Source organism: Pantoea stewartii subsp. stewartii (genome assembly GCF_008801695.1).
Classification (GTDB): Bacteria; Pseudomonadota; Gammaproteobacteria; order Enterobacterales; family Enterobacteriaceae; genus Pantoea; species Pantoea stewartii.
Map to the genome: position 1 here is coordinate 1 of NZ_VZPF01000114.1, position 10887 is coordinate 10887.

Sequence of the window (10887 nt, forward strand, 5' to 3'; positions counted from 1 at the left end):
GCGGAGAACGTGCGGCGATCCTCTACTCTCTGATCGTCACCTGCCGGCTTAACGGCGTTGACCCCGAGACGTGGTTGCGTTACGTCATCGGTCATATACAGGACTGGCCGGTGAACCGGGTCCGCGATCTGCTGCCATGGAAGGTCGAGCTTCCCTCTGCCTGAACGTCAATACGGTCTGAATGCGACGCTTACTTTTAAATGGCACATCGGGAAAGAATGACGCTACAACAACGCAGTCAAAATCGGTGAATGTAATATTCTGGTTAGAATAGCATCAAATCTATGAATATTTTTATAATTCAGTAGGTTAATGTATTTTTAGGCTAAAAATTAACACTTCCACTGGGAAAAATCTCATGATAAAAGAGAAACAGATAACATTTTAACTATTTAGTTTTGGCGCCGTCATTCAGCTTCTGCTAATTTTCGGCGCATTGAGCATGTTTTCCCGAAGGTCGAAATAGCAAGATTTTTTTCTTGATGCAGACGGGATTGCAGAATAAAAACGGGCAGGTCAACAAGGTGTGGTAAATGAACGCTCAGCAATATTGGTCTTGTCTGGCACTAGGTGTGATGACTGCTTTACCCGTCTGTGCGGCCAGCGTACCCGCCGGCGTGACCTTATCGCCACAGCAGCAAATTGTCATTAACAATGGCTCCGAAGTGGCCTCGCTTGACCCGCATAAGACGGAAGGTGTGCCGGAATCCAATATTATCCTGAATCTGCTGGACGGGCTGGTTAATACAGATAATAACGGTAAGGTTGTCCCCGGTGTGGCTGAGAGCTGGGAAAATCAGCAAGGAAAAATCTGGACCTTCACGCTGCGCAACGATGCAAAATGGAGCAACGGCGAACCCGTAACGGCTAACGATTTTGTTTACAGCTGGCGACGCCTGGCCGATCCGAAAACTGCATCTCCTTACACCAGTTATCTGCAGGCGGCGCATATTGCCAATGCCGACGAGATTATTGCGGGTAAAGCGGCACCAGACCAACTGGGCGTAAAAGCGATTGACGATCACCATTTACAGGTCACTTTAACAGAGCCCGTTCCCTATCTGATTGCCATGCTGGCGCATACCGCTATGAAACCCGTGTATGCGCCCGCTATCCAGAAATGGGGCGAGGCATGGACTCAACCCGGGCATTATGTTGGTAATGGTGCTTATACCTTAAGTGACTGGGTCGTCAACGAAAAAATTGTCCTGAAGCGCAATCCGCTATACTGGAACAACGCGCAAACCGTGATTGAGCAGGGGACGTTTCTGCCGATCAGTTCTGAGAACAGCGACATCAACCGCTATCGCAGCGGTGGCCTGGATATGACCAACAGCGCCATCCCGCCCAATATGTTCGCGAAGCTGCGTAAGGACATCGGCGACGAAGTCAAAGTCAGCCCCTTATTGTGTACGTTTTATTATGAAATCAACAACAAAAAGCCGCCTTTTACTGATGCGCGCGTGCGCGCGGCTATAAAGATGACGCTGGACCGCGACATTATCGCCAAAAAGATTATGGGACAGGGCCAGATTCCGGCTTACAGTTTTACACCGCCCTATACCAATGGGGCCGCGTTAGCCACACCGGAATGGATGACCTGGTCCCAGTCGCAGCGCAATGAGGCGGCAAAGAAACTGCTGGCAGAAGCGGGTTTCGACAGTAAAAATTCTTTGCGTTTTACGCTGCTCTATAACACCTCCGATCAAAATAAAACCCAGGCGATTGCTGCAGCGTCAATGTGGCAGCGCAACCTCGGGGCGCAGGTCACCTTACAAAATCAGGAATGGAAAACGCTGCTGGAAACGCGTCATCAGGCACAGTATGACGTGGTGCGGGCTACATGGTGCGCGGATTATAACGAGCCCTCTACTTTCCTGAATATGTTCCTGAGTCAGTCGTCGACCAATACCGCGTTTTATCGTAGTGCGGCCTTTGATCGGCTGATGGCAGACACGCTAAGCGTCACAAAGGATGCTGACCGCGCGGCATTGTATCAGCAGGCTGAAACACAACTCGACAAAGACTCGGCAATTGTGCCAGTTTACTACCGCGTCAGCGTGAGGCTGGTTAGACCCTGGGTTGGCGGGTTCACCGGCCGCGATCCGCAGGACATGACAGATCTGAAATATTATTTCATTAAACAACACTGATAACGCGCTTATCCGGCGGCACAGCCGGGAAGGGCGTTACCGTGCTGACCACGCTACAGGGTCAATGCTCCCCAGGTGAAAACACCTGGGCCCGAATACGGGGAACACTGAGGTCGCAAACACCCTCGGTGAAAATAAAAAAACTGGAGTTAAGAATGAACAACATCACGAAGAAAACCCTGATTGCTGCCAGCGTCTTTGCAGCGATGAGTGCGCTCACAGCCAACAGCGTTGTCGCCGCCACGGTCCCTGCCGGGGTTGAGCTGGCCGCGAAGCAAGAGCTGGTAAAAGGAAACGGTAGCGAGGTTCAGTCGCTGGATCCGCACAAAATTGAAGGCGTACCGGAATCGAACGTCAGCCGTGACCTGTTTGAAGGACTGGTGATCAGCGATACCAACGGCCATCCGATTCCTGGCGTGGCAGAGAGCTGGGATAATAAAGACTTTAAAGTCTGGACCTTCCATCTGCGCAAAAATGCCAAATGGTCAAACGGTGAGCCGGTGACTGCTCAGGATTTCGTTTACAGCTGGCAGCGTCTGGCCGATCCGAAAACCGCGTCTCCTTATGCCAGCTATCTGCAATACGGTCACCTGGCCAACGTTGACGATATTATCGCCGGTAAGAAACCGCCAACAGATTTGGGCGTGAAGGCGCTTGACGATCATACGCTGCAAGTGACCCTGAGCGAGCCGGTTCCGTATTTCTATAAATTACTGATTCACTCCTCAATGTCGCCGGTAAACAAAGCGGTTATTGAGAAATTCGGTGATAAGTGGACCCAGCCTGAAAATATCGTCAGCAACGGTGCCTTTAAGCTGGAATCTCACGTCATTAACGAACGTATTACCGTTGTGCGCAACCCTGATTACTGGGATAACGCGCATACCGTTCTGAACAAAGTCACCTTCCTGCCCATTTCGTCAGAAGTCAGTGATGTTAACCGTTACTTCTCTGATAACGGCAGTGACATGACCTATAACAATCTGCCGATTGAGCTGTTCAAAAAATTACAGCGTGACAACGGTAAAGAGCTGCATGTTGACCCTTATCTGTGCACCTATTATTACGAAATTAATAACCAGAAAGCGCCTTTCACCGATCCGCGCGTACGTGCCGCATTGAAACTGGGTATCGACCGCGACATTATCGTGGATAAAGTGCTGGCGCAGGGCCAGAAGCCAGCCTACAGCTACACGCCACCAGCAACAGATGGTATGGAACTGGTGAAGCCAGAGTGGTTTACCTGGTCACAGGAAAAACGTAATGCTGAAGCCAAAAAGCTGCTGGCTGAAGCCGGTTACACGGCAGACAAACCGTTAACGTTTACGCTCCTGTACAACACCTCCGATCTGCATAAAAAACTGGCCATTGCCGCCTCGTCGATTTGGGCCAAAAATCTGGGTGTGAAAGTGAAGCTGGAGAACCAGGAGTGGAAAACCTTCCTGGATACGCGTCATCAGGGCAACTTCGACGTTGCTCGTGCAGGCTGGTGTGCAGACTATAACGAACCGACGTCGTTCCTGAATACCATGCTGTCTGACAGCAGTAACAACACCGCGCACTACAAGAGCCCGGCCTTCGACAAGCTGATGAAAGATGCCCTGGCCACGACCGATGATAAAGCCCGGTCGGCTGACTATGAAAAAGCTGAGCAGCAGCTGGATAAAGACTCTGCCATCGTGCCATTGTACTACTACGTGAACACCCGTCTGGTGAAACCGTATGTCGGTGGTTATACCGGTAAAGATCCGCTGGATAACGTCGCAGACAGAAACCTGTACATCATTAAGCACTAACAGAACACCAAGAACAGCGGCGGCGCCATGAGCGCCGCCTGTATTTTTTAATGCAATGTGAAGCACAAGCCTGGTAGGTACGGCAATGTTAAAATTCATTTTGCGTCGGTTACTTGAAGCCATCCCGACGCTTTTCGTCCTTATTACTATCTCCTTCTTTATGATGCGACTGGCCCCCGGCAGTCCGTTCACGGGTGAGCGTACGCTGTCGCCAGAGGTGATGGCGAATATCGAGGCGAAATATCACCTCAACGATCCCATTGGCAAGCAATATGTTGATTACCTGATTCAACTGGCCCATGGCGACTTTGGCCCCTCGTTTAAATATAAAGACTATTCGGTGAACTACCTGGTTGGTCATGCCTTTCCGGTGTCGGCCAAACTGGGCCTGGCTGCCTTTATCCTGGCCGTGGTACTGGGCGTGACGGCAGGGGTTATCGCCGCGCTGAAGCAAAACACCCTGTGGGATTACGTCGTCATGGGGGTGGCAATGACCGGCGTGGTCATACCGAGTTTTGTGGTTGCCCCGCTGTTAGTCCTGATTTTCGCCATTACGCTGAAATGGCTGCCGGGTGGCGGCTGGAACGGTGGACAGTGGAACTATATGCTGCTGCCGATGGTGGCGTTATCCCTGGCTTACATTGCCAGTATCGCGCGTATCACTCGTGGCTCGATGATTGAGGTGATGCATTCCAACTTTATCCGTACCGCGCGAGCCAAAGGGTTGCCGTTACGTCGTATCGTTTTACGTCACGCGCTCAAGCCAGCACTGTTGCCGGTTATTTCCTATATGGGGCCGGCATTTGTGGGCATTATTACTGGCTCTATGGTGATTGAATCTATTTACGGACTGCCCGGTATCGGCCAGCTGTTTGTCAACGGCGCGCTTAACCGTGACTACTCGCTGGTACTGAGCCTGACGATTCTGGTGGGGCTGTTGACCATTCTGTTTAACGCGATCGTCGATGTGCTCTATGCCGTTATCGACCCGAAAATTCGCTACTGATTCTGGAGTTCGCCATGATGTTAAGTAAGAAAAATAGCGAAGCTCTTGATGCATTCAGTGAAAAACTGGAAGTAGAAGGGCGTAGCCTGTGGCAGGATGCCCGTCGCCGTTTTATTCATAACCGGGCCGCGTTAATCAGCCTGATGGTGCTGATGTTAATCACGCTGTTTGTAATTTTCGCGCCCATGTTGTCACCGTTCTCCTATTTCGATACCGACTGGGGAATGATGTCATCGCCGCCAGATACCACGTCCGGACACTGGTTTGGCACCGACTCGTCGGGGCGTGATCTGCTGGTGCGCGTCGCTATTGGTGGTCGTATTTCGTTGATGGTGGGCATTGCCGCCGCGCTGATCGCCGTGGTGGTGGGAACGCTCTACGGTTCCATTGCCGGTTACCTTGGCGGAAAAATCGACTCCGTGATGATGCGTATTCTGGAAATCCTTAACTCCTTCCCGTTTATGTTTTTCGTCATTCTGTTGGTCACCTTCTTTGGCCGTAACATCCTGCTGATTTTTGCTGCTATCGGTATGGTGTCGTGGCTGGACATGGCGCGTATCGTGCGTGGACAAACTCTGAGCCTGAAGCGTAAAGAGTTTATTGAAGCGGCGCATGTTGGCGGCGTTTCGACCTGGAAAATCGTGACGCGCCATATCGTGCCTAACGTACTGGGCGTGGTGGTGGTTTACGCCTCGCTGCTGGTACCGAGCATGATTCTGTTCGAATCATTCCTGAGCTTTCTCGGCCTGGGCACCCAGGAGCCGCTGAGTAGCTGGGGCGCGCTGTTGAGCGATGGGGCTAACTCCATGGAAGTTTCGCCGTGGCTGTTGCTGTTCCCGGCCATTTTCCTGGTGGTCACGCTGTTCTGTTTTAACTTTATTGGCGATGGCCTGCGTGATGCCCTCGACCCCAAAGATCGTTAAGGAGTTTCCCGATGACTATTCATGAATTTCAGCCTGCTCAGGCTGCACGCGCGGGAAGCGACCTGTTGCTTGAAGTGAAAGACTTACGTGTTACGTTCGGCACCCATGACGGTGATGTCACCGCCGTGAACGATCTCAATTTCTCACTGCGTGCCGGGGAAACCCTGGGCATTGTCGGTGAGTCAGGCTCGGGTAAATCGCAAACCGCGTTTGCGCTGATGGGCCTGCTGGCCAGCAATGGCCGCATTGGCGGCTCTGCGTTGTTCAACGGTAAAGAGATTCTTAATCTGCCGGAAAAACAGTTAAACCGGCTGCGCGCTGAACAAATCGCGATGATTTTTCAGGATCCCATGACATCACTGAATCCGTATATGCGGGTCGGCGAACAGTTAATGGAAGTGCTGAAACTGCACAAAGGCATGAGCAGCGCTCAGGCCTTTGAAGAGTCGGTGAAAATGCTGGACGCGGTAAAAATGCCCGAAGCCCGCAAACGCATGAAGATGTACCCACATGAGTTTTCGGGCGGGATGCGTCAGCGCGTGATGATCGCGATGGCGCTCCTGTGCCGGCCTAAGCTGCTGATTGCGGATGAACCGACGACCGCACTGGATGTTACGGTGCAGGCGCAGATTATGACGCTGCTGAATGAGCTAAAGCGCGAGTTCAATACGGCGATCATCATGATTACCCACGATCTGGGCGTGGTGGCGGGGATCTGCGATAAAGTGCTGGTGATGTATGCCGGCCGCACCATGGAATACGGTCGCGCGCGCGATGTGTTTTATCAGCCGGCTCACCCCTACTCGATTGGTCTCCTGAATGCGGTGCCAAGACTGGATGCAGAAGGTGAAAGCCTGACCACCATTCCGGGTAATCCACCAAACCTGCTGCGTCTGCCGCAGGGTTGTCCGTTCCAGCCGCGCTGTCCGCATGCCATGGATATCTGTTCCAAAGCACCGCCGCTGTTACCGTTTGCAGAAGGGCGCTTACGCGCCTGCTTTAAGCCGGTGGAGGAACTCGTATGAGCCTGGCAGAAAAAAAAGTCCTACTCGAAATTGCCGATCTGAAAGTTCATTTCGACATCAAGGATGACAAGCAGTGGTTCTGGCTGCCGCCAAAAACGCTGAAGGCCGTGGATGGCGTCAGTCTGCGCCTGTACGAAGGGGAAACGCTGGGTGTGGTGGGCGAGTCCGGCTGCGGTAAATCCACGCTGGCACGTGCGATTATCGGGTTAGTGAAAGCCACGGAAGGTCGTGTCACCTGGCTTGGCCGTAACCTGCTGGGGCAGAGTGAGGAAGAGTGGCGTAAGGCGCGTAGCGATATCCAGATGATATTTCAGGATCCGCTGGCCTCGCTTAACCCGCGCATGACCATCGGCGATATTATCGCCGAGCCCTTACGTACCTATCACCCTGAGCTTTCTCGCCAGGACATCAAAGATCGCGTCAAAACGATGATGATGAAAGTGGGCTTGTTGCCTAACCTGATTAACCGGTATCCGCACGAGTTTTCAGGCGGTCAGTGTCAGCGTATCGGCATTGCGCGTGCATTGATTCTTGAGCCTAAACTGATCATCTGTGATGAACCGGTCTCCGCACTGGATGTGTCCATTCAGGCGCAGGTGGTCAACCTGCTACAGCAACTGCAGCGAGAAATGGGGCTGTCGCTGATCTTTATCGCCCACGACCTGGCGGTGGTGAAGCACATCTCGGATCGCGTACTGGTGATGTATCTGGGCCACGCGGTGGAGCTGGGCACCTACGATGAGGTGTATACCCATCCGCAGCATCCTTATACCAAAGCGCTGATGTCAGCCGTACCGATTCCCGATCCGGATCTGGAAAAAAATAAGCAGATTCAGTTGCTGGAAGGGGAGTTACCGTCGCCGATCAATCCGCCATCCGGGTGCCTTTTCCGCACCCGCTGCCCGATTGCCGGACCGGAATGCGCCAAAACGCGGCCGCTGCTCGAAGGCAGCTTCCGCCATGCGGTGTCCTGCCTGAAGGTGGATCCGCTTTAAACGAAAACGCCGGGCTGTTGCCCGGCGTTTTCGTTACGAGGTGAGGACTATTCACGCCACAAAATGTGACACAGCTTGTGATCTTTTTCCCGACACAGCAGTACGCGCGCAAACACATCGGTAATAGGTTCGCCGTCTGCTTCGCCCAGACCAATGACCACTTCAGAGAAAAAGTCGGGGTTCAAATCGAAGTCCACGTGCTCCTGCCAGTCTTCACCCGGATCAAACAGTTCTGCGCCGCCACGCTCTTCAAACTGCAGATTGAAAAGAATAATGTCAGCAGGGTCAAGGTTGTCACCTGCCAGTTCAAGAAAAATGTCGTAGGCCTGTTCCAGCGTTTCGTCTTCTGTCAGGCGGTTGTTCAGATCCATTTTCGGTCCCGTTTATCTGAGGGCGGTTCGTAATTTCGCTCGTTTTACAGTAAAGGACTAAAGAAGTAAAACAGTCGTTCGACAATCCGCTTCCACCAGGCACGTTTTGCCCACCGTCTGGCGTCAAGCAGGCGCGAACGGGCAATATAGTCGTCCTGGACGCAGGCCAAATCGCTGCCAAATCCGGCATCATCGACGGCGAGTGTAATTTCGAAATTCAGCCATAAGCTGCGCATATCGAGATTCACGGTCCCCACTAAACTCAACTGACCATCGATCAGCACGCTTTTGGTATGCAGCAGGCCATCTTCAAACTGGTAGATCTTAACGCCGGCCTCAAGCAGCTCACTAAAAAACGAGCGGCTGGCCCAGCTTACCAGCAGAGAGTCGTTGTGCCGGGGAACCACCAGACTCACATTGACGCCACGTAGCGCAGCCGTGCAGATGGCATGCAGCAGATCGTCACTGGGCACCAGATAAGGCGTGGTCATGATCAGCTGTTCGCGGGCAGAGTAGACCGCCGTAAGCAACGCCTGATGAATTAAATCCTCGGGAAAACCGGGACCGGAAGCGATCACCTGAACGGTATGACCACTTTCCTGTTCGAACGGCATAATATTGCGGTCGGGCGGTGGGGGCAGAATACGCTTGCCGGTCTCAATTTCCCAGTCACAGCTGTAAACGATCCCCATGGCGGTTGATACCGGCCCTTCCATACGCGTCATCAGATCGACCCAATGACCCACGCCCGCGTCCTGCTTAAAAAAGCGCGGGTCCACCAGATTCATGCTGCCGGTATAGGCAATATAGTTATCAATCAGCACCATTTTGCGATGCTGACGTAAATCCATACGACGCAGAAAGACACGCAGCAGGCTGACCTGTAGCGCCTCAACCACATCAATACCCGCATTACGCATCATCCCGACCCATGGGCTGCGGAAGAAGGCGACGCTGCCTGCGGAATCCAGCATAAGGCGGCAGTGAACACCGCGCCGCGACGCGGCCATCAGGGATTCGGCGACTTCATCCGCCAGTCCGCCCGGATTCCAGATATAAAACACCATCTCAATATTGTGCCGGGCCAGCTGAATATCCCTGATAAGGGCTTTCATTACATCGTCCGAACTGGTCAACAGCTGTAACTGATTCCCTTTTACCCCTGCGATGCCCTGACGGTTGTTGCACAACTGAAATAACGCCTGCGCGACATCGCTGTAATCGGTGGCAAAGATTTCGGTACGCTTTTTAAGATCATTCAGCCAGCGGGCGGTAGAGGGCCACATCGTTCGCGCGCGTTCAGCCCGGCGTTTACCCAGATGCAATTCACCAAACGACAGATAAGCAATAATGCCAACCAGTGGCAGAATAAAAATAATCAGCAGCCATGCCATTGCCGAGGTTACGGCTCGTCGCTTCATCAGAATGCGCAGGGTAATACCCGCAATCAATAACCAGTAACCAAATACCAATAACCAACTGATAAGCGTATAAAACGTCGTCATTAAGTGGACATCCTGTTCGCGCTTGAATCTGAGAAGTTTACGTGGAGATGGTAGGGAGTGAAACCCTTAATCATCGTGGTATGTCAATGCGAGATCCGATTTGGCATTAGCGCAGAGATCTCTATAATGCGTGCGCGTGAGTCAGATGTCAGAGAGGAAGTTATGAGACGAAGCAGAAACGAAGTGGCCCGCTGGAGAATGTTGCGTCAGGTGCAGCGTCGACGTTCGCGCTGGCTGGAAGGGCAGTCACGCCGCTATAAACGCATCCACGGGATTCGCCATCAACTGGCGCAACAGCAACGTCGTTCCATTCTGTTTATCACACAAAATCTCTGATGATGCAGCCGCGCGAAGCGGCTGTTAAATTACTGTCCGGTCATCAATAAGTTGACGTTAACCAACTGGACGGCTGCCGCCAGTACAATCAGCATGACGATCAAGTGCTTTTTGTTTCGCCAGCCGTGCTTTCGCCACAGATACAACGCGCCACCCACAAGCAGGGTGATGACCAGCAGCAGGGCCATGATAATGGCATGCATTCAGACTATCTCTGTAGAAGCGTCAGTGTTGTCGGCGGGCTCAGAAAACCCGCTTAAACGGCTTGACGCTGACGTGTTTGTAAACACCCGCCGCAATATAGGGATCGTCCGCTGCCCAGGCCTGGGCCGTTTCCAGTGACGGGAACTCTGCAATCACCGTGGAGCCGGTGAAACCGGCTACGCCAGGATCGTTACTGTCAACCGCAGGCATGGGGCCTGCAACGATCAAACGGCCTTCTTCATGCAGCAGCTTCAGACGCGCAAGGTGAGCGGGGCGCACCGCGTTGCGTTTTTCCAGAGAATCGGCGTTATCTTCAGCATAAATGACGTAAAGCACTAGGGCGCTCCCATTGACTCTATAAATTTTGCAACACGGTAAGGGATAGTTAAGTAGAGTGCAAACGAAACCTTGCGTCAATAACGTGCTGAGCATAATGGGCTAAAGGGCTGAGGGATCCCCACAAATTGACGCTAATAAACCAGCACCATTTTGTGGTAAACCCTTGTTAAATTGTTAAGAACGTCCTTCAGGGATATTCGCCTGAGCATTAGCGGAGAATGCCGTAAAATATTC

The 10887-nt window shown here is 52.6% G+C and carries 12 protein-coding genes; 8 read left to right on the forward strand and 4 right to left on the reverse strand.

The window, feature by feature from the left end; translation table 11 throughout:
* The 7 genes from F7Q90_RS23120 to oppF form a co-directional block, all read left to right on the forward strand.
* A partial coding sequence (locus F7Q90_RS23120; RefSeq protein ID WP_151161046.1) for a transposase domain-containing protein occupies positions 1-164 on the forward strand: 164 nt, incomplete at its 5' end.
* Positions 165-533: 369 nt separating this feature from the next.
* Positions 534-2153, forward strand: a complete 1620-nt coding sequence (locus F7Q90_RS23125; RefSeq protein ID WP_006119382.1) for an ABC transporter substrate-binding protein — start codon at positions 534-536, stop codon at positions 2151-2153.
* Positions 2154-2308: 155 nt separating this feature from the next.
* Positions 2309-3949, forward strand: a complete 1641-nt coding sequence (gene oppA / locus F7Q90_RS23130) for an oligopeptide ABC transporter substrate-binding protein OppA (protein WP_006119380.1) — start codon at positions 2309-2311, stop codon at positions 3947-3949.
* Positions 3950-4034: 85 nt separating this feature from the next.
* Complete coding sequence (gene oppB, locus F7Q90_RS23135) at positions 4035-4955, forward strand: oligopeptide ABC transporter permease OppB (protein ID WP_006119378.1); 921 nt, start codon at positions 4035-4037, stop codon at positions 4953-4955.
* Positions 4956-4969: 14 nt separating this feature from the next.
* Complete coding sequence (oppC, locus tag F7Q90_RS23140) at positions 4970-5878, forward strand: oligopeptide ABC transporter permease OppC (RefSeq protein ID WP_006119376.1); 909 nt, start codon at positions 4970-4972, stop codon at positions 5876-5878.
* An 11-nt stretch (positions 5879-5889) separates the two neighbouring features.
* Positions 5890-6903 carry an ABC transporter ATP-binding protein gene (gene oppD / locus F7Q90_RS23145; RefSeq protein WP_006119374.1) on the forward strand — a complete coding sequence of 338 codons (1014 nt, stop codon included), beginning with the start codon at positions 5890-5892 and terminating at the stop codon, positions 6901-6903.
* Positions 6900-7898 carry a murein tripeptide/oligopeptide ABC transporter ATP binding protein OppF gene (gene oppF / locus F7Q90_RS23150; protein ID WP_006119372.1) on the forward strand — a complete coding sequence of 333 codons (999 nt, stop codon included), beginning with the start codon at positions 6900-6902 and terminating at the stop codon, positions 7896-7898. The genes oppD and oppF overlap by 4 nt, the downstream gene beginning before the upstream one ends.
* 47 nt (positions 7899-7945) lie before the next feature.
* Here oppF and F7Q90_RS23155 read toward each other — a convergent pair whose 3' ends face one another.
* Both F7Q90_RS23155 and cls read right to left on the reverse strand, forming a co-directional pair.
* On the reverse strand, positions 7946-8269 hold the full coding sequence (locus F7Q90_RS23155; RefSeq protein ID WP_006119371.1) for an HI1450 family dsDNA-mimic protein: 324 nt from the start codon (positions 8267-8269) through the stop codon (positions 7946-7948).
* Positions 8270-8313: 44 nt separating this feature from the next.
* Positions 8314-9774, reverse strand: a complete 1461-nt coding sequence (gene cls / locus F7Q90_RS23160; RefSeq protein ID WP_006119369.1) for a cardiolipin synthase — start codon at positions 9772-9774, stop codon at positions 8314-8316.
* 162 nt (positions 9775-9936) lie between these two features.
* On the opposite strand from cls, the gene F7Q90_RS23165 reads away from it, so the two are divergent.
* Positions 9937-10110 carry a YciY family protein gene (locus tag F7Q90_RS23165; RefSeq protein WP_006119368.1) on the forward strand — a complete coding sequence of 58 codons (174 nt, stop codon included), beginning with the start codon at positions 9937-9939 and terminating at the stop codon, positions 10108-10110.
* A gap of 29 nt (positions 10111-10139) precedes the next feature.
* Here the strand turns inward: F7Q90_RS23165 and F7Q90_RS26795 are convergent, their stop codons facing one another.
* Both F7Q90_RS26795 and F7Q90_RS23170 read right to left on the reverse strand, forming a co-directional pair.
* Positions 10140-10313, reverse strand: coding sequence for a hypothetical protein (locus F7Q90_RS26795; RefSeq protein ID WP_006119367.1), 174 nt, complete (start codon positions 10311-10313; stop codon positions 10140-10142).
* A gap of 40 nt (positions 10314-10353) precedes the next feature.
* Positions 10354-10650 carry a YciI family protein gene (locus tag F7Q90_RS23170; RefSeq protein ID WP_006119366.1) on the reverse strand — a complete coding sequence of 99 codons (297 nt, stop codon included), beginning with the start codon at positions 10648-10650 and terminating at the stop codon, positions 10354-10356.
* Between the last annotated feature and the right edge of the window lie 237 nt (positions 10651-10887).